The sequence below is a fragment of the Ulvibacter sp. MAR_2010_11 genome (assembly GCF_002813135.1).
GTDB lineage: Bacteria > Bacteroidota > Bacteroidia > Flavobacteriales > Flavobacteriaceae > Altibacter.
The window spans coordinates 1,326,581-1,345,852 of sequence record NZ_PHTY01000001.1; the positions used below are offsets into that span (position 1 = coordinate 1,326,581).

At 40.5% G+C, this 19,272-nt stretch carries 23 protein-coding genes; 1 reads left to right on the top strand and 22 read right to left on the bottom strand.

Translation table 11 applies throughout. The features are described from left to right. Positions 1-16 precede the first annotated feature (16 nt). The 14 genes from ATE92_RS06170 to rsmA all read right to left on the bottom strand — a co-directional run bounded on the left by ATE92_RS06170 (position 17) and on the right by rsmA (position 10,061). Positions 17-319 carry an EthD family reductase gene (locus tag ATE92_RS06170; protein ID WP_100802873.1) on the bottom strand — a complete coding sequence of 101 codons (303 nt, stop codon included), beginning with the start codon at positions 317-319 and terminating at the stop codon, positions 17-19. Between the two features lie 18 nt (positions 320-337). Next, positions 338-1,480: an FIST signal transduction protein gene (locus ATE92_RS06175; protein ID WP_157809574.1), complete on the bottom strand. Its 1,143-nt coding sequence runs from the start codon at positions 1,478-1,480 to the stop codon at positions 338-340. A 2-nt stretch (positions 1,481-1,482) separates the two neighbouring features. After that, a complete protein-coding gene (locus ATE92_RS06180) occupies positions 1,483-2,622 on the bottom strand; it encodes an FIST signal transduction protein (RefSeq protein WP_100802875.1) in 1,140 nt (379 codons plus the stop codon). An 87-nt stretch (positions 2,623-2,709) separates the two neighbouring features. Beyond that, complete coding sequence (locus ATE92_RS06185; protein ID WP_100802876.1) at positions 2,710-3,045, bottom strand: hypothetical protein; 336 nt, start codon at positions 3,043-3,045, stop codon at positions 2,710-2,712. Positions 3,046-3,382: 337 nt separating this feature from the next. Next, on the bottom strand, positions 3,383-4,285 hold the full coding sequence (locus ATE92_RS14260) for a GNAT family N-acetyltransferase (RefSeq protein ID WP_100802877.1): 903 nt from the start codon (positions 4,283-4,285) through the stop codon (positions 3,383-3,385). Between the two features lie 43 nt (positions 4,286-4,328). Next, the gene (locus ATE92_RS06195) at positions 4,329-4,820 is read right to left on the bottom strand and encodes a DUF6428 family protein (RefSeq protein ID WP_100804371.1); all 492 of its coding nucleotides are present in this window, start codon (positions 4,818-4,820) and stop codon (positions 4,329-4,331) included. 17 nt (positions 4,821-4,837) lie between these two features. Beyond that, positions 4,838-5,161: a helix-turn-helix transcriptional regulator gene (locus ATE92_RS06200; RefSeq protein WP_100802878.1), complete on the bottom strand. Its 324-nt coding sequence runs from the start codon at positions 5,159-5,161 to the stop codon at positions 4,838-4,840. 84 nt (positions 5,162-5,245) lie between these two features. After that, positions 5,246-5,647, bottom strand: a complete 402-nt coding sequence (locus ATE92_RS06205) for a TM2 domain-containing protein (RefSeq protein ID WP_100802879.1) — start codon at positions 5,645-5,647, stop codon at positions 5,246-5,248. A gap of 96 nt (positions 5,648-5,743) precedes the next feature. Beyond that, positions 5,744-6,130 (bottom strand): VOC family protein, encoded by a 387-nt coding sequence (locus ATE92_RS06210; RefSeq protein ID WP_100802880.1) that lies wholly within the window; start codon positions 6,128-6,130, stop codon positions 5,744-5,746. A 10-nt stretch (positions 6,131-6,140) separates the two neighbouring features. Continuing rightward, positions 6,141-7,088, bottom strand: coding sequence for a 2-hydroxyacid dehydrogenase (locus ATE92_RS06215; RefSeq protein WP_100802881.1), 948 nt, complete (start codon positions 7,086-7,088; stop codon positions 6,141-6,143). A gap of 3 nt (positions 7,089-7,091) precedes the next feature. Continuing rightward, positions 7,092-7,457, bottom strand: coding sequence for a cupin domain-containing protein (locus ATE92_RS06220; protein WP_100802882.1), 366 nt, complete (start codon positions 7,455-7,457; stop codon positions 7,092-7,094). A 12-nt stretch (positions 7,458-7,469) separates the two neighbouring features. Beyond that, positions 7,470-7,865, bottom strand: coding sequence for a thioesterase family protein (locus ATE92_RS06225; RefSeq protein ID WP_100802883.1), 396 nt, complete (start codon positions 7,863-7,865; stop codon positions 7,470-7,472). Further along, positions 7,862-9,214, bottom strand: coding sequence for a magnesium transporter (mgtE, locus tag ATE92_RS06230; RefSeq protein ID WP_100802884.1), 1,353 nt, complete (start codon positions 9,212-9,214; stop codon positions 7,862-7,864). Before mgtE ends, ATE92_RS06225 begins: the two co-directional genes overlap by 4 nt. Beyond that, positions 9,192-10,061 (bottom strand): 16S rRNA (adenine(1518)-N(6)/adenine(1519)-N(6))-dimethyltransferase RsmA, encoded by an 870-nt coding sequence (gene rsmA / locus ATE92_RS06235; RefSeq protein ID WP_369819695.1) that lies wholly within the window; start codon positions 10,059-10,061, stop codon positions 9,192-9,194. Before rsmA ends, mgtE begins: the two co-directional genes overlap by 23 nt. A 232-nt stretch (positions 10,062-10,293) precedes the next feature. On the opposite strand from rsmA, the gene ATE92_RS06240 reads away from it, so the two are divergent. Then, positions 10,294-10,800 (top strand): CAP domain-containing protein, encoded by a 507-nt coding sequence (locus ATE92_RS06240; protein WP_100802885.1) that lies wholly within the window; start codon positions 10,294-10,296, stop codon positions 10,798-10,800. Positions 10,801-10,813: 13 nt separating this feature from the next. On the opposite strand, the gene ATE92_RS06245 is transcribed toward ATE92_RS06240, so the two are convergent. The 8 genes from ATE92_RS06245 to ATE92_RS06280 all read right to left on the bottom strand — a co-directional run bounded on the left by ATE92_RS06245 (position 10,814) and on the right by ATE92_RS06280 (position 19,226). Beyond that, a complete protein-coding gene (locus ATE92_RS06245) occupies positions 10,814-11,122 on the bottom strand; it encodes a DUF4286 family protein (RefSeq protein WP_100802886.1) in 309 nt (102 codons plus the stop codon). A 26-nt stretch (positions 11,123-11,148) separates the two neighbouring features. Next, the gene (locus ATE92_RS06250; protein ID WP_100802887.1) at positions 11,149-12,936 is read right to left on the bottom strand and encodes a tetratricopeptide repeat protein; all 1,788 of its coding nucleotides are present in this window, start codon (positions 12,934-12,936) and stop codon (positions 11,149-11,151) included. A gap of 66 nt (positions 12,937-13,002) precedes the next feature. Then, complete coding sequence (gene serS / locus ATE92_RS06255; protein WP_100802888.1) at positions 13,003-14,274, bottom strand: serine--tRNA ligase; 1,272 nt, start codon at positions 14,272-14,274, stop codon at positions 13,003-13,005. A gap of 117 nt (positions 14,275-14,391) precedes the next feature. Further along, entirely contained in the window at positions 14,392-15,729 is a 1,338-nt protein-coding gene (locus tag ATE92_RS06260) for an HTTM domain-containing protein (protein ID WP_100802889.1), read from the bottom strand. Further along, the gene (locus tag ATE92_RS06265; protein WP_100802890.1) at positions 15,722-16,654 is read right to left on the bottom strand and encodes a bifunctional riboflavin kinase/FAD synthetase; all 933 of its coding nucleotides are present in this window, start codon (positions 16,652-16,654) and stop codon (positions 15,722-15,724) included. Before ATE92_RS06265 ends, ATE92_RS06260 begins: the two co-directional genes overlap by 8 nt. Position 16,655: 1 nt before the next feature. Then, positions 16,656-17,288, bottom strand: a complete 633-nt coding sequence (pth, locus tag ATE92_RS06270; protein WP_100802891.1) for an aminoacyl-tRNA hydrolase — start codon at positions 17,286-17,288, stop codon at positions 16,656-16,658. 83 nt (positions 17,289-17,371) lie between these two features. Further along, the gene (locus tag ATE92_RS06275; protein WP_100802892.1) at positions 17,372-18,025 is read right to left on the bottom strand and encodes a 50S ribosomal protein L25/general stress protein Ctc; all 654 of its coding nucleotides are present in this window, start codon (positions 18,023-18,025) and stop codon (positions 17,372-17,374) included. 259 nt (positions 18,026-18,284) lie between these two features. Then, positions 18,285-19,226 carry a ribose-phosphate pyrophosphokinase gene (locus tag ATE92_RS06280; RefSeq protein ID WP_100802893.1) on the bottom strand — a complete coding sequence of 314 codons (942 nt, stop codon included), beginning with the start codon at positions 19,224-19,226 and terminating at the stop codon, positions 18,285-18,287. Between the last annotated feature and the right edge of the window lie 46 nt (positions 19,227-19,272).

Consider the following 19,272-nt stretch of genomic DNA (forward strand, 5'->3'; position numbering starts at 1 on the left):
GCTAATTTTAGTACTATTATTCTACAGTGCCAATCATCACTGTTACTCCACCGGTTGCGAAATTAGACAGATCGTTTACTGTCGCTTGCCCTTCGGCAGACGCCATTGTTTCCTGCATTTGTTCGAGGGATGTGAAATACAATTCGGCTATTCGATAATATGCTGCCTTTTGTCCGTCGGGCGTACCCAGTACCTTGGTTAATTCTATTCTTGCCATACCCTCCATAGTGTCGACTAGTGGCATATGTTTTTCGCGATAGTATTTCTCGAAGGCTGTTGCATCTACCGGGTGACCATAGAGTACTGTTAGTTTTAACATAGTTTATATTTTAATTAGTTACTTTTCTTTTAAAGCCACCCAGCTCACAGTGGTGCCATGAAATTCAGATGAACCATTATCTAGTTTGCCGAATTCTCCAAGAGAGAAAAAGCCTATCATGGGCTTATTCCACGTAGATGCCAGTCCTTCTATTTCTGTTGAAACCATCGGGCCAAACGAACCTAATCTTCCTACACAAGAAAATGTTAGGAGCGCATCTACATCAGGCATCTCTTTCTCTTTTATCTTTTTGGTGCTGTCTATTACTTTATCGATCACATCAAAATCCGGCGGCAGGGAAAAGCGAAATTTTTCTCCCTCATTTACAGTTCCACTAACCATTACTGATTTATCTGTTGTGTTCCAAAGCAATAGGGGGCGCATTAAAAAACTTCCCGGTTCTCGTTCAAACTGCAATGGATAACCAAGATCAGAAGGAAGCAGGCCGGTTGCGTGGTTTCTGTTAGTTAGGATGTCTTCACCTAAAAATTTTTGGATCAGGTCTACCGCCGGTTCACCATCAATTGTAAAAATCCACGGTCCGTCGCTTTTTGTAATTTTTTTCTCTGTGCCTACGGGTTTCCAACCTGAAACGGCAAGTCCACTCATTTTTACTTTATCCTGATCAATGATGAGTGCAATAATGCCCCTAGTACTGGATACGGCATTGGTAAATACAACACCTGAAAAATCGGCAGGGTTACCTGCTGCACCTCCCATAACAGCAACATCTTTTCCTGCAATTTCAACAAACCCGTCAATCAATTCTTCTCCCGATAAAATAGTATCAATTGTTGAAATAATGAAGCCAGGATTTTTGAATGTTGCCAAACCTGATTTGGCAACAGATTTAGCCGCCTCAACGGGAGGAAGCTCCTTGTACTCTTTCAATACGATGCTAAAATGTTTCGGCTTCATATCCAATAGTAAAACAACAATACTACCCTCATAATCTAATCCATCTTCCGTAAATTTTTGAGCCGTACTAGCACCGAAAACTATAATTCCTTCTGTGCTCATAATACGGGTAATCGCTTCTATATCTTCTACATTAGAAATGAACACAATGGCAAGGGTTGGTTTATAACCATCGGCCATGCATTTTACCAATGCAGTTTTAATTTCTTCGGATGCTTTTCCTATGATTGATTTTGCCTTCACGATTATTTTTCCTTTAATGCCACACAACAGGTTGTGAGGTTATGCATTTCTAAATTTCCCCCGGTAGCCCGTCCCAATTCTCCATTGCTAAACATGCCTGCCATAGGTACATTCCAAACATTTTTTACACCTTCCAGCTCCTGACTCATTAGAGGCCCCAATGATAGAATTCTGCCTGCACAACTGAAAACAACGAGTGCATCTGCTTCGGGCATTTCGGTTGCTTTTAGATTTTCTACTCCCTTTACTACTTTTTCCATTACGTCAAAATCGGGTGGTAAGGAGAAACGCACTTTTGAACCCTGCGGCACTGAACCACTACTATAATAAGAACGATCTGTCCAGTCTATTTTAAGGCCTGGCCTCATAACAGGGTCTCCTTTTTCCCGCTGTAATTGCAGCGGGAAATTGGCTGCGATTTCAAGGGCCAGATTAGTATTTTCCGGGGTAATATTTTCCAGTCCGCCGTATTTGGCAGTAATATCCAATACAGGAATATCATCTACTGTGTACACATGATTGCCTTCACTTTTTGTTACCGTTTTTACTGTTCCAACCGCTTTCCATCCACAGGTGGCAATACCTTTTATTTCCACTTTTGTTTCATCCAGTGCAATGCAAACCATAGCATTGCCGCTATCTTTACCATTTGTAAAAACGAAGGTGGAGGTAAAAGCATAATCATCGCCTGCTGCCCCTCCATAAGCATTAACTTCTTTACCGGCAATGTCCTCAATGCCGCGAAGTATTTCTTCTCCATCGGCTGCCATATGACTGGCGCCGATTAAAAAAGCAGGTGTTGTAAATTTTGCCTTTGCTTTTTGAGCAATGCCGCTTGACACTTCTCTGTAATTTTTTTCGGGATATTCTTCAAAATATATTTGAAAATGATCCTTATTCATGTCAAGTAAAAGAATTGCTGCTGAACCTTTTTGAGTTTCTTCATCAATGAACTCTCCATTAGTGGTGCAGCCAAAAATGGCTATACCGGCTTCATCAAGCAAATTGCTGATAGCCGTTCTGTCCTGAGCTTTTGAAATAAAGCAGATACCTAATGTTGGATTAAAACCGTCAGCCATGCTTTGCGTTAACGCAGCTTTTACTTCTGCTGTAGATTTTCCTTTAATTGATTTTGCTTTCATTGCAACTGTTTGTGTGTTATCGAGTTAGGCTTTATTGCCCAGCAAGAAGTTATTGAAATAGGGCACTATTTTATTAAACAAATGGAATTAGTACAATACGTTATCCAGGATTCTGGCAATGTTGCGCTCCTTGCTTCCCAATTCTTTGTCTGCATGGAATAGCTCCCACACCTCTTTCTTGAGTTGACCCAGTTCCATGTTCGAGTATTCGTGTTGTTCCAACGCATGCTGAATTTTTTCCAGACAGTCATCCTCCTCATCTTCACAAAACTCCTCGTACAGTCTGTTGAATGTTTCTGAGTCGATTTTGGATTTTATAAGATTGAGCTCTTCCTCGGTTTCATGAGAATCTGCCCTTGCACAGAGTAACAGCACGTAAATTTTTAATTCATCTTTAGACCAATGGTTGGGTTGTTTTTTCATTGTGTTACTATTTAATTAGTTTTAGAGTCAAAAGGTCCTCCGTTTTGGTGTTCTCGTTGAGATGGTTACTTCGCAGGGCAATAAAAATCCAGACTAAAACCGGAACATTTTCAGTAGTAGGATATCGAAAATATTTACTGAAAGTACTCGCCATGGCCCAATAGCTATCAGGCCGAATATCGTATGGAAAGCGTTCGCACGGATATTCAGACAATAGCCGAAGCCTTAATGTCCTGAAGAATGAAATCATGAGAGGTTAGTTAGTTATTTCTAAATATATGAAATTTAGATAACTAAAGGCTACGTACTACTACGTATTTAAAAGAAGCAGAGAAACTTACAAATATTCTGAAACGAATTTTTTGGAATAATTTTTTATTTCATTTCTGGTTTTTTCAAAAGCAGTGTGAATTTCTGCTTCAGTACCCTTAATCTTAGAAGGATCCGAAAAATTTTGATGTAGTCTCAGCGCATTGGGAGCCGGAATAAAAGGACAGTTTTCCTGTGCATGATCGCAGACTGTAATTATGTAATCCCATGATATTCCGGGATATTCCTCAACATGATTTGAAGTGTGTTGTGTAATATCTATTCCGTCTTCCGCCATAATCGCTACAGCACCCGGGTTGAGTCCGTGCGTTTCTATCCCGGCGCTGTAAATGTTGGCCTTGTTTTTGGCGAAATGCTTTAAGTAACCTTCTGCCATCTGACTTCTACAGCTGTTGCCGGTGCACAATACGAGGATGTTTTTCATATAATTTACTTTTTTACTTCTTCTTTCCATGAGTACATTATCGTGCCAGATCCCGTCACGTTGTGCAATTTTTTCGCGAACACCCACAATTCTGAAACCATATTGTTCATGTAGTATGATACTCACTTCATTCTGAGCAAAAATTCCGGCCTGTAAGGTCCAAAAGCCTTCCTTTTCACTTTCCGAAATCAAATGGCCAAGGAGTTTTTTACCGATTCCTTTTCCTTGATACGCTTTTGATACATAGATAGTATTTTCAGCAACTCCCTTATAAACTTCTCGTTTCGAAACCGGGCTTAAGGCACACCAAGCTACGATCACATTGTCTACAATTGCAACATATCGGCATGTCGGTAAAAATTTATCATTCCATTGTTGCCAAGATGGAGTTTTAGTTTCAAAAGAGGCAATACCCGTTTTGAGTCCTTCCGAATAGATTTTGGTGACCGATGGGTAATGCTTTTTCTCTAAATGAATTATCTCCATAAAGTTAAATTTCCCCTCCCTTTGGGAGGGGCTAGGGGTGGGTTTAACAACAACCGCCACCCGGGGCGCAACATGCTACTTCTTCAGTCTTTTCAACAGTTTCAGGAACACCACAAGCTTCTTTAGCCTTGCAATCGGTTTTCTCGACAGCTAATTTAAAAAGTAATTGATTGTTTTTTATTTCGTAATCGTTAACAAAAAGTTGTGCAGTGTGAAATAAGGAATTTCCATATTCAAATTTCACTTCGGAAGTCATGTCAAACGGCTTTATACTCCCTACTTTTTTAAGAATGCCCAAGGCTTTGTAGGTGCTCATAAATTCGGTTTTGTCCTTTTCTGAAGGACTTTCCCATAGTTGAACAATGGTTTCCTTCCACGAGTCGGTTCGGGCACCGCAATCCACAGAATCCACGGCGATGTGTTTCACTTCGGTGATATGATAATTTGCGCCAACCAGTTGATTGGGGGCATATTCAAACAATAAGGCCTTATCCTTATGAGTTTCTAATACTTGCAATAATTCTTGTGTTTTCATGAGTGTAACATGTTTGTTTAGCAACATTTTTGTTCGGCCGTTTCAAAGAAATCGTGAAACAGCTCTTTTAATTTCGACAAGCGGTCTTTGTTAATAGTATAATACTGACTTTTCCCTTCAAAATGACTTTTCAGCAGGCCGGAGTTTTTAATTACCTGTAAATGCTGTGAAGTGGTAGGCTGCGACAAACGAATAGTCGTTGCTATATCCTTACACAAGCATCCTTCACAATCCCCAATGTAATTCAGGATTGAAATCCGAGCAGGATGTGAGAGTACTTTTGCCAAATCGGCCAACTGATTTACACCAACCGAATGAATATGTCTTTTAGAAACGCCCATAGTATAATTATTATATTGCAATATTACGATGAAAGATTGAAGTAAAAAAGCCTTTGAAGGTTTTTTTCAAAGGCTTTTCACTTTTTAGAACCAAGGTTTCTTACCAACCTGATAGGTTTGGTAGAACTCTTCGTCGCTTTTGGTTAGATAGATAATACCTTCTATAAGTCCAACAATACCGGCTGCCATATAGAGGAAAATTCCGAAAAACAAACATGACGTAGCAATTCCCACCACAGTCAATGCTACCAGAATAATTCCTTCTTTGTTATAGCCTAATATAAATTTATGAACCCCAAAGGCCCCTAATACAATGCCAAGAATACCCGCAAGCATCTTTTTGTTCTCGCCGGTACTTTTAGTGGCCTCATTCCAGCCTTCCTTGAATTCGTTGGCGGTGCTTTTCGCTTCTTCGCCAGCAGTCCCTGCAGCATCATCCTTTCGGTCTTTGGTGCTGTCGTATCCTTCGTTGTTGTTTTCTTCCATGAGTTTGATGGTATTTAGTTGAATGTTAAATGTATAAAAAATATTTCAAGTGCATATCCCTGAATTCCTATAATTTAGACATTTCAACCTAAGACATTACTGAAATGCGCTATCAATCGGTTCCCAAAGTTCAATTTTGTTACCGTCATTGTCCATAATCCAACCAAACTTTCCGTAATCGTAAGTCTGCATTTCCCCAATAATATTTACACCTTCTTCTTTCAGAACTTTTAGTAATTCCTCCAAATTTTCGACCCTGTAATTAAACATAAAATCTTTTTTAGAAGGGTCATAATATTTGGTGTCTCTGGCAAACGGACTCCATTGTGTAGAGCATTTATTGCCCTGCTCATCCTTCCACCAAAAGGTACATCCCCAATCATCGGTATTAAACCCCAGATGCTCTTTATACCAATCCTTGGTTGCCTTTGGATCCCTAGTCTTAAAGAATAATCCGCCTATTCCTGTTACTCGTTTTTTCATACTTGAAAGTTTAAGAGAATGTTTTAAAGTTTAAAATTATCTTGTCGGCAATCACCTGCGCCAACTTTTCTTTGCTCTCAATTGTCCAGCCGGCTATATGCGGACTCAAAATTACATTGTCAAATGTAAGTAGCTCTTTTAAGGCATGTGGAAGCTCTTCGGAATCGAAAAGCGATTCGAACGAAGTTTTTTCATATTCAAGAACATCCAATCCGGCACCCAAAATCTTTCCATTTCGTAACGCCGAAACCAAATCGGCTGTAACTACACTTCTCCCTCTGGCGGTATTTAACAGCCAAAACGGTTTTGCAAATCTTTCTATAAAAGTACTATTTACCATTTTATCGGTACGGACTGTCAAAGGTGTGTGCAAACTAAGAACATCGGCTTCCTGCTGCAATTGTTCGAGAGAAACCAGTGTTGCCGAGCTATCACCAACCAAAGGAAGCAGGTCATAACAGATTACCCTACATTGAAATCCCCTAAGTTTTTTTGCAAAGGCTTTGCCCATGTTTCCATAGCCGATAATTCCAACGGTTTTGCCGTCCAGTTCTATACCGCGATTGGATTCTCTATTCCATTGCCCTTGGCGAATTTCGCGATCTGCCGTATTTAGTTTATTGAATAACGAAAGCAGCATGCCCAAGGCGTGTTCCCCCACTGCATTTCGGTTGCCTTCCGGCGCCGAAATAAGCTGTATTCCCTTCGCATGTGCATAGTCATTGTCTATGCTTTCCAAGCCGGCACCAACGCGGGCGATAAACTTTAAATTGGTAGCCGCTTCCAAAAAAGCAGCGTCTATCTTAAATCTGCTTCTAATAACAATTCCTTCGTATTGATAAATAATTCGTTTTATTTCGACTTCGGAAGAGGTGTAATCTTCAACATTTACAAACCCGGCGGTCTTTAGCTTTTCCAGCAGCAAAGGATGATTGGTATCGAGGTGAAGAATCTTCAAGGCTTATATTTTAGGATAATGGGTTTGTGTTTTTGCATCCTGAACGTTTCCGGTATGTTTTGTTGATAGCTTTTCGAATAAAAGCAGGTGAACTTCCTCTCCGTTTCGCGTTTTGGGGCAATGCTCCACACCTTTGGGGACGACAATAATTTCTCCGGCTTTTACAACTTGTATCTTATCTCTAAAATGCATCTCCAAAGTTCCTTTCTGAACAAAAAACAATTCATCTCCCTCCTCGTGGGTATGCCATACAAATTCGTCCTTAATTTTAGCCAAAAGCACCTGCATGTCGTCTACTAAAGCTATTTGATGCGGATGCCAATGTTTGCTGAAGGAAGTAAATTTTTGTTGAAGATTTATCGTTTTCACTACCGGGTTGGTTTAGAGAAACAAGGTAGTAATTTCTTCGGGGATTTTTGTGGGTCGATTTGTTTTTTGGTCCAGTAGACACCAAAGGGTACTCGCCTCTACAAGAAGTTTCTGATCTTTTATTCTGAAAATTTTAAAATTCCGCTCGCTTCGCACTCCTTCCGAGCTAGTAACCCAAGTTTCAATCTGAAGCTTTTCATCTTCAAAAGCAGCCGCCTTGTATTCAATATGATGGCGCAACACATACCAAACAAAATTCTTCTGCATTTCAAGTGAAGCTTTTGACTTCCAATGCGCTTCGGCAGCATGTATACACCATTCCAGATAGGTGAGGTTGTTTACGTGTTTACGTTCGTCAATGGCTTCATTCGGAACAATAAATTGATAGGAGAACACTTCAGATTTCAAAATCCTAAAATTAACTTAGCGATAAGGAAATAGGTAAGAATGCCAAAAACATCGTTACTGGTGGTGATAAACGGACCTGTAGCAACAGCAGGATCAATTCCTTTTTTGTCCAGAAGAATTGGAATAAAAGTGCCGATAAGCGCTGCTAAAATAATTACCGCTATCAATGCGATGCAAATACTAATCGATTCAGTAATGGTGGTTCCAAAGGCAAAATGACTGATAAAAATCACCACAATTGCAATAGAAACTCCATTGATAAGTGCCAAAACAGCCTCTTTTAAGAGCCTTCGCACAATATTCCCCTTTAAAGTATCATTGGCCAGACCTTGTACAACAATGGCGCTGGATTGTACACCCACGTTTCCTGCAGTTGCTTGAATTAGGGGGACAAAAAGCAACAAATTAGGGTAGGTAAGAAAAATGGCTTCAAATCCCGAAATGATACTTGCAGCTCCCAGACCGCCCAACATCCCGATCATTAACCACGGAAGTCTCGCCTTGGTAAGTTTCCAGACACTATCATCGGCTTCGACATCTTGTGTAATACCCGCTGCCAATTGGTAATCTTTTTCGGCTTCGTCTTTTATAAAATCTACGATGTCATCGATGGTAATTCGTCCTACCAGAATCCCTTCGTCATCGACCACGGGAATGGCCTCCAGATCGTATTTTTGCATGATCCGCGCGACATCTTCATTTTCTGTATGAACAGAAACATAATCTACTTTCGGGATATATATCTCACTTATTTTGGACTTTTCGGAAGCAGTTAAAAGGTCTTTTAAGGAGAGCCGCCCTTTTAATTTCCCGGCCTTATCGGTTACATAAATGGAATGTACCCGAGTTACATTTTCGGCTTGCCTGCGCATTTCCCGCACACAACCCGCAACAGTCCAGGTCTCTTTTACCTGCACCAATTCCTTGGCCATTAAACCCCCGGCAGTGTCTTCATCGTACTTTAAAAGCTCAACAATATCTGCTTTGTGCTCTTCATCCTTTATTTTACCGATTACCTTTCTCTGTATATCTTCATCCAGTTCGGCAATAATATCGGCAGCATCATCGGTATCGAGTTCTTCCAGCTCCTTGGCTATTTCTTTGGGAGATAATCGGTCGAGAATTTTTTCACGAATATCATCGTCCAGCTCCATGAGCGCTTCCGAAGTCAATTCACTCTCCAGTAATTTAATAAGATAGGTGGCCTCGTCGCTGTCTAGCTCTTCGAGTATTTCTGCAATATCGGCAAAGTGAAATTCATGCAATAACTCACGTAGGGCATCATTCTCCTCATGAGCAATGAGATGCTCAATATTCGAGATAAAATCAGCTGTGAGTTGAAATTGCATCGTCCTCCAGTTTTTTTGTGAGAGTAATAAATTGCGCTACAGAAAGTTGTTCCGGGCGTAGGCCAAAGATAGTATCTTCTTTTAATTTATCTGAAATATTGAAGGATTTTAAACTGTTCCGAAGGGTTTTACGGCGTTGCTGAAAGGCAGTTTTCACAACCTTAAACAACATCTTCTCGTCACAGGCCAAACTATTGTTTTCTTTTCTTCTAAGCCGAAGCACACCACTTTCTACCTTTGGCGGGGGATCAAATACCGAAGGAGGTACCGTAAACAGGTATTCGGCATCGTAAAAAGCCTGTGTAAGCACCGAAAGGATTCCGTACACCTTGCTTCCTTCCGAAGAACAGATGCGCAGTGCTACTTCCTTCTGAAACATCCCTGTAAACTCAGGAATTCGATCACGCCATTCCAGTGTTTTAAAGACTATCTGCGTAGAAATATTGTATGGAAAATTGCCTGTAATGCCAAATTCATCTTCTTCAAACAAAGTTGAAAGAGCAAATTTTAAAAAGTCGGCTTCCAGAATTTTTAAATTGTGATGCGGAAAATTTTCTGCGAGATATTTTATGGACTCTCTATCCAGATCCATCGCAGCCAGATTAATGTCCTTTTCCACAAGGTATTTGGTTAGCACACCCATTCCGGGACCAATTTCCAATACATTTTTGTAGCCTCTCAGCGTGAGGGTATCACTAATTTTTTGAGCAATCCCTTCATCTTTCAAAAAATGCTGACCTAAATGCTTTTTAGCACGCACCGATCCATCCTCTTTTCGGGGAGTGCTTTTTCTACTATTTGAAGATTTTTCTTTCAAAATATGTGTTGAGGGTTCGTCCGATTTCAAAATTTTATGCGTCGTTTCGGAATACAATTTTCAAGTGCTAAAACTTCGATAAGAATAGCAAATATAGGGTAAAAACCTCAGGTCAAAGATCCTTTACCCGGCATTGTTTCGTAAATTTCATGGCTTGGGTATACTAATTCAAGTATTGCAGGGTTACTCATTGAAAGGAATTTCTCAAACCAAATTCTTTTTTAAAATTAGTTCGCTTAAACAAACCTAAATCTATCCCTACATGAATGACTTATTTGTAAGCAGAATTTCTGCTTTGGCATTAATTTGTCTTTGCTTTTCCTGTTTCCCCGACAGTGAAATTTCACCCGCACAATCAAATAACACAATTGACCTCAGTCTGGCACAACAAACCGACTGGCAGATGGCGAATCAAGTACTCAACTTGATAAATGATTACAGAACATCACATGAGTTGACTCCCATTGAAAGCGATCCCGAGCTCGCTTCAGCCCACGCAGTCTCTCATAGTCTGTACATGATAGAGATGGATGCAATTAATCACGATCATTTTCAGCAACGGTCATCGGCACTCATGGAACAGGGAGCCGAAATGGTTGGCGAGAACGTCGCGAATGGCTATACTTCGGCTGAAGCGGTGGTGGAAGCCTGGATAAACAGTTCGGAACATCGCGCCATTTTTGAAGGCGCTTATACTCATACCGGCTTTGGGATTGTTAAGAATGCATCCGGCAAGTATTTTTATACCCTTCTGTTTTACAAGCAATAAAATTTGTTTGTAATTACTGTTCGCAGATCACTTGCAATTCGGTTCTAAAGGCCACAAACTTTCCTTCAAACGGTTTGCTTTGAGCTCGAAGTTTTTGGGCATCTTCAGCGTAATAGCGTTGGAGTGTTTCTTTGCTATCGGTACGATATTGAATAGAATAGGTAATTCCGCCCATCTCTTCTTCAACCACAACTCTTGTCATAAGTGCCTTACTGAATTTTCCGGTATCGAGCATGGCCGGGATATGTTCTGTTTTCATCCACTCCAGCCAGGCATCGTGGATCGCATTTTCGACGTTTATGGTGACGTTGTAGATATACATTGAATACTTTTATATGTCCTAAAAAATTAGTTTATAGCATCTCCGCGCAGCGTTCGGTATTTTTTACGGGCTTCCACAAAGTAGATGCTGTCTGAAAAATTGAAAATAATCTGTTCGTAATACTCCTTTGCTTTTTCGGGATTCTGAAGCTGAGTCTCGTATAATTTCGCCAAACGATAGTAGGCATCGTCCGCCAGAATATCTTCCCTGTAGAATTCAATAAGTTTCAAATAATTTGTTTCGGCCTTGGTAAACTGTTCGGTTTTTTCATACAATTCGCCCTGCTTCAGCAGCGCTTCATCTTCAATCTTTTCGCCCTTGTGATTGGTAATAATTTCGTCCAAAGCGGCGATGGCTTCCTTATTTTTATTCTGAAAAGCCATCAAATCGGCTTTTGCGTATTTTTTAATTGCGGTTTGGGTGGAATCTTCCAACGAATTGTCCCGAATCATCAAACTCAACTGCATGGCATCGTTGGCAATGAGTTGGGACGCCGATTTTTTAAGCACATCCAATTGAACCTGTGCCCATTCAAAATCTCCTTTAAAATAACTGGTACGCGCGACCTTGAATCGGGCCTCCTGCGCCAAGACATCGCTTTGTATTTTTTTCTGAATCTGTGAGTAATAGATCAATGCCAAATTGAATTTTTCATCGAACACTAAAATATCGGCCAACTCCATTTTTACCCTTGCTTCCTGATATTGGGTTAGATTTTCCTTTATTAATTCCTTTAAATTTGAAATGGCTTCTTCTACTTTCCCGCTCTGAAATGCTAAAAAATGATTGTAGTCTATTTGAAGCAAATAGGTGCGGGACGCTCTGCCGAATTCATTAAATAAACTTTCAAATTCTTGTTCAATTTTTGGATAGTCTTTGGGCATTGCCGTCGCTAAGGCGATTTTCATTAAAAACTGATGCCCTTGTAATTTTGCTTCCGGGGTGGCCGAATTTTCTACAACAAATTGGAGAATCTCTTTTGCATTTTCATAGTCTTTTTCGGCTATGGCAATAATTCCAACGTCTATGATTCCGCCCAAATCACTTTCTGCCGCTCGTTTATAGATTGCTTTTTCCTGGGTAAACGCCTTTTTAAATTCCTTTTGTTGTACAAACAACCAGCTTAGCATTTGGTTGTAAAGTATATCCTGGTTTTGTTGCGACTTTTGTAAAAGGATCTTTCGCAATATACTATTGGCTTCGTTCGTGGGGTCTTCGGTAATATAAAGACTAAAATTTTGCTGCGCAGCTCCTTTGTAACCTACATTGCTTTGCATCAAGTCTATATACTTTTCGAACATTTTTTCCAAATTCCCCTGCTCTCCGTAAATTCGTGCCAGATGTAGGTTAAAGTCCTTTTGAGAGTCCGTCTCCATAGCCTTTTCAAAAATAATTACGGCCTGGTCTAAGAGACTGTAACGCATAAAGACATCACCAACTGCATAGGCGTAATTGGGATTGACTTCTGCAAATTGTATGGCTTTGTTATAATAGACATTGGCCTGCGTTTCGTTGTTTTGAAGCGCATAGTTATAACCCAATTCCACATAGTACTGCGGATTGATTCGACGACCTTCCACTTTTTCGAGCAAGAGGTTTTCGGCTTCAGTAAACTGTTCCATTTGCTGATGCGTCTGCACCACCATTAAAAAATAATCGGAACGCCCGGGATTTTGATCCAACAATTTGTTGAAAATCACCAATGCCTTTTCGTATTCACCCTGGTCAAAGTAATTTTTTGCCAACAATTCGCTTTGGGCAACAACTATAGAGGTGAAGAGAAAGAAGGCCACTATGGATAAAAAACTACGCATACGGTAAATATAACGATTTGATTTCTGAAACTATATCAAAAATAAAGCCGTTGTTGCTGTTAAGGGCTAATCGATCGTATCGAAGCCGCAATAGGGAACCAGCACTTCCGGAATTTTAATTCCCGTTGGAGTTTGATAGTTTTCCAGAATACCTGCCAAAACACGCGGGAGTGCAAGAGCACTACCGTTTAACGTATGTACCAGATTGTTTTTTCCTTCCTTGTCTTTAAATCGAAGTTTCAATCTGTTTGCCTGAAATGTTTCAAAATTAGACACCGAAGAAATCTCTAACCACCGATCCTGTGCGGTAGAAAACACTTCAAAATCGTAAGTTAATGCTGAAGTAAAACCTAAGTCTCCTCCACACAAACGCAAAATTCGATACGGGAGTTTTAAATCGCGTAAAATCCCCTTAACATGCTCTACCATGCCGTCAAGTGCAGCATAGCTGCTGTCCGGATGCTCAATACGTACAATTTCCACCTTGTCAAATTGGTGCAATCTGTTCAATCCGCGAACGTGTGCTCCGTAACTACCGGCCTCTCTTCTAAAGCAAGGAGTATATCCGGTACACATAATAGGAAGTTCGGTATGTGCCAACAAATCTCCACGGAATAAATTGGTAACGGGAACTTCGGCTGTTGGAATTAAATATAAATCGTCAACCCCCACATGATACATCTGCCCTTCTTTGTCTGGTAATTGTCCTGTTCCAAAGCCTGAAGCTTCATTTACCAAATGCGGCACCTGATATTCTGTGTAACCGGCTGCTGTGTTTTTATCGAGGAAATAGGCAATTAGTGCACGTTGTAAGCGGGCTCCTTTTCCTTTATAAACCGGAAAACCGGCTCCGGTAATTTTTACTCCCAATTCGAAATCGATTAAGTCGTATTTCTTGGCTAGTTCCCAATGAGGCAGGGCTTCGGTATCTAAAACAGGAATTTCACCTTCTATAAATACTTCTTCATTGTCATTCTCATCGGTTCCTGCAGGAACCAGCGTATTGGGTATATTAGGAATGGTATACAGCAGTTGTTGCAATTTTTCGGAAGCGGTGTTTAATTGGTCACCAAGTACTTTTGAAGTCTCCTTTAATTGACCCGTTTTTTCCTTTAGTAAATTTGCCTTTTGTGTTTCTCCGCTCTGAAACAATTTTCCAATCTCCTTTGAAAAAGTATTGGATTGCGCAAGGGTTTCGTCCAATTGCAATTGGGTAGTTCTACGGTCTTCATCGGCTTGGAGCACTTGCTCGAATACCTCGCTAGCGTCAATACCTCTTTTGGCAAGGGCGGTAATATAGTGTGCTTTGTTGTCTCGTATCTCTTGTACCTGTAACATGGCGGATTGCTTTTAAGGCTGCAAATTTACGGAAATTGAGAATTTTACGAGTGTTTTAGTTTTGTTCTTTTTTCCATCGCCGAAAAAAGAATTGAACAATGCCATAAATTGAATTTATTAAGGCAATGGATTCACTTTATGATAATCGGGTGGGGAAGCTAAAATCCAATCGTGGTGCTTAAAATGATGCCATTTTTCGGAAGCCAGATCTACGCTTTTGTCAATAAGCGGGAAGTACTCTCCGCCGTTTACCTGGACTCTGGCGTCCATAAATACGGCCACATCTTTACCCACTTCTGCTTCCGAAGCTTTAATTCGTTGCGCCATTTGCCATAGCAAATCGGGTTTTGTTTTAACAGAACGACTCTGTTTTTCTCCAACCAACTTGGTGTAATCATAGCGCAAGCGCTCACCGGTTTTTTTGTCTTCTACCCACACCGTTAAACTGCCGTGTTTGGAACGAAGCATCATACGCCAGCTAAGACGATGACCTTCTTCGGTCCATAGGACATCATCTTTAAAAAACCAATGCCTAAGTGGAAGTGCAATTTGAATGACAAAATAGATTGAAAAAACAGTAATTAAGGTATTGCGATACTTCGGAAGGATTGTCTCACCGGCTGTGTACAGTTGCTTTTTCGGTAAAAAACGCTTCTGAAGTAATTCCGGAGAAAAGAAAAATAATGCAAACGCAATCGACATATATGGGAAGATGCCAATTTGAAACACAACCGAATTAAACAAATGAAAAAATATTGAAATACAAAAGCCCAGAAGACGGGTACGCTTCCAAAGAAGCAACGGAATGATGAGCAAATCGAAAAGAATCCCTACATAAGCAATACACCAGTGTACCCAATGTAGCTGTAAAAATCCGCCAATGAGCCAGTAGTCACTTTTTCCGCTCATAAACAAGGCCGGTACCGTTAGATTCAACCAATCGGGATACCATTTAGCGACGGAAGCATAGGTGTATACTATCCAAACCTGAAGAATAAGAATCAACAATACCCATCGCGGCATAGAAGGGGATTTTATTTTCGGATTTATTTTAGCATCCAAAGAAAACCAACGATGTGCCGGGAGTATTGCCATAATCCAGCACAACAACATCAATAAATAATAGTGGTTGTTATAGGAAGTTTTTTGCATTAAATACACTCCCGACCATAAAATCGCATACCCAATCATGCTGAGCCTGTATTTGTAGCCCAGAAGTACACATACTCCACAGATTCCCATAAGGATAAAATAGAAATACATGCCGTTTCCCGGCAGTGGTTGCAGAAAATCCAACCCTATAAAATTAAAGGTGAAATCGGGTTCTACAAAGGCGCGTCGCACCCAGCCGGTCGCAATGGCACCAAACGCTTCCACTGCAATAAGAAAACCAAAAGCGATTCTGAAAAGAACAAGTCCGCTATTGTCAATATGGGTAAAAAGCCACTTATTCATTGAGATTTAAAAAATCACGGGCAAAGGCTTCGTCTTTGGTAATTGCCTCCTTTAGGGATTTCACGTCTTTAAAGGTTTCTTCGTCACGGATATGAGTTAGAAACTCGATGGTAAGATTTTTTTGATACAAATCTTCCTTAAAATCCAGAAAATAGGTTTCTATAGTTTTGTCTGTTCCCCCAACCGTGGGATTGGTGCCAATGCTTGTAATTCCGAAGACATTTTCCGAATTGATTGTGGCGTGTACCACATAAACACCGTTTTTCGGAACCAATTTATACGGTTCTTCGATGTGCAAATTGGCAGTTGGGTAATCCATGGTTCTTCCGATGCTTTTTCCTTTTACCACGGTTCCGGAAAGCATAAAGTGGTATCCCAAATAATTGTTGGCGGTTGTAATGTCGCCGGCCAGCAATGCCTTTCGTATTTTGGTGGAGCTTACGGCAACTTCATCGAGTTCTTGGGCGCTAATTTCTTCTACTTCAAAATGATATGTTTTTCCAAACTCTTTTAAGTCTTCGATATTGGCGGTGCGGTTTCGACCAAAACGATGGTCGTAACCGATAATAATTTTTTTTGCCTTCAGCTTGTTCACCAAAATATCCCGAACATATTCTACGGCTGTCAGTCTTGAAAAAGCATGCGTAAAAGGATGCATCACTAAATGATTCAGTCCTGTTTTGTCGAGCAGCGCCTTTTTTTCATCCATGGTATTGATAAGCTGAAGGTTTGTGTCGGTTTGAAGCACCAGGCGGGGATGCGGGAAGAAGGTGAGCAACACCGAATCCAGTTTCTCTTTTTTTGCCGTATTTACCACACGCTGAAGAATGGCCTTATGACCAATATGTACTCCGTCGAAAGTGCCAATAGTGACAACACTTTGTCGGTCGTTCTTATAGTTTGCTGCAGAGAGGTATTCGTTCACGTTATTTTCCGTTAAAGGTATTCATTGTAATATTGATTCCGGCGAGCGCAAAAGAATTTATGATTTCAGAGCTTTTTTCCAGACGTTCCTTCAGTAATTTTTCTTCTTCGGGATTCCATTCGCCCAACACATAATCTACCTGACGTCCTTTGGAAAATTCATCACTTATCCCGAATCTAAATCGGTTGTAATTTACGGTTTCCAGCATTGCCTGTATGTCTTTGAGTCCGTTATGTCCACCATCACTACCTTTGGTTTTTATTCGAAAGGTTCCGAAGGCTAAGTTAAGGTCATCGGTTATTACCAATAAGTTTTCTAACGGAATTTTTTCTTTTTCCAACCAGTATTTAACTGCTTTACCACTTAAATTCATATAGGTACTTGGCTTCAGCAACAGCAAACTCCGACCTTTCTTTTTATGAAGCGTGATATCTCCCAGTTTGGCAGTTTCCCAGGTTAATCCTTCTTTTTCGGCGATATAATCGAGAATTTTAAAACCAACATTGTGGCGTGTATGCTCGTATTTCGGACCAATATTGCCCAATCCGGCAATGAGAAATTTTTTCATGGGGTCATCTTCGGCTATTGATGTTGTTGCTTTTGAAGCAAATAGTTTCTTTAGAAAAGCAAACATAGATAGATTTTAGCTTCGGTAAAAATAAAAAAAAACATCCCGAAAAATCGGGATGCTTTGTATTTATATTATGAAGTAAAGATTTATTCTTCAGCAGGTGCTTCGGCAGTTTCTCCTTCGGCAGTTGCAGTTTCTCCTTCTTCACCTTCAACTTCTTCTTCCTCTTCTTCTTCAACCTCATCGACGATGGCGGTTCTAGAAGTTCTCACCTGACAAATTACTGTGTTTTCAGAATGTAAGATTTTGTACGCATCGGTAGCTACGGCGGTAACATACATTTTTGCACCAATTTTCATATCCGAAATATCGGCTTCGATAAAATCGGGAAGATTGGCAGGCAATGCTTTTACTCGAAGTTTACGTGTTACAATACGCAATACACCTCCGTTACGAACACCTTTTGAATTTCCTACAACACGAACAGGAATTTCCATCATTACTTCCTTATCGTCGTAAATTTGATAGAAATCCATGTGTAGAATACGGTCTGTTACCGGGTGAAATTGAATGTCTTGAAGGATGGCATTTACTTTGGTGCCATCTTCTAAGGCAATTACAACTGTATGTACATCGGGGGTGTACACTAAGTGTCTAAATGCCAGTTCTTCTGCTGAAAAGTGAATAGGCGTTTCCCCTCCGTATACTACGCAAGGAACCTGTCCAGCATTACGTAAGGCTTTGGTCGATACCTTGCCTACGCTTTCTCTTTTGGATCCGTTGATTGTAATTGATTTCATTGTAAATTAATTGTTTATTAAGATTAATACCTTCTAAAAGGGGTGCAAAGATGCAGTTTTTTTCTGAAAGTTAGAAGTGAAAGTGAGAGTTTTTTAAGAGAGAAAATAAATCGCTTGAAAAGACCCCTCTCCGCTGTTAGCGGATCTCCCCTAGAAGGGGAGAATTATTCTTTTTTTATTAATGAAAATGGTTTATAAAAAGCCAAATTTCCCTCCCTTTTCAGGGAAGGTGGAATCTTCGAAGAAGAAAACGGCGGGGTTACATTAAAAACTTTGAGCTTATAGATTGATTGTGGTGTACGCTTAACATCACATCGGCAAATAATTTTGCACAGGTAAGCACTCGAATTTTTTTACTTTCTTGTCGCAGCGGAATGGAATCGGTGACGATAAGTTCTTCCAGTTTCGATTTTTCGATCCGATCGTACGCGCTTCCCGAAAGAATAGGGTGTGTACAAATGGCACGAACGCTTAAAGCGCCGCGCTCCATCATTAAATCGGCTGCTTTGGTAAGTGTTCCTGCGGTGTCGACCATATCGTCTACTAAAACAACGTTTTTACCTTCCACATCGCCAATCAGTTCCATATGAGAGATGATATTCGCCTTTTCACGTTGCTTGTAACAAATTACCACATCGCTTTCCATTGCCTTCGAGTAGGCATAGGCTCGTTTGGAACCTCCCATATCGGGGGAAGCAATGGTTAGATTGTCCAGATTTAGTTTTCGCAAGTATGGTAAAAAGATTGTAGAAGCAAACAGGTGATCCACCGGCTTTTCAAAAAACCCTTGAATTTGATCGGCATGAAGGTCCATGGTAATAATTCGTGTGGCTCCTGCTGTTTCCAACATTTTTGCCACTAATTTTGCTGCGATGGGAACCCGTGGCTTGTCTTTGCGGTCCTGCCGTGCCCATCCGAAATAGGGTAACACAGCAGTAATATGACGTGCCGACGAGCGTTTGGCAGCATCCAGCATGAGTAACATTTCCATTAAATGGTCGCTGTTAGGGAAGGTTGAGCCAATAATAAAAACCCGACTCCCTCTTACCGATTCTTCAAAGGAAGGTTGAAATTCTCCGTCGCTATAATGAGAGGTGATTACGTTTCCTAACGAGACACCAAAGGCATTGGCGATGTCTTGTGCAAGGACTTGACTTTGTTTACAGGCAAAAATTTTAGGTTCCGGAGCTTGCATTTGCATGATGTGGTCGATAACTGGTTGATTGTTTGCAAATGTAAATGAATAG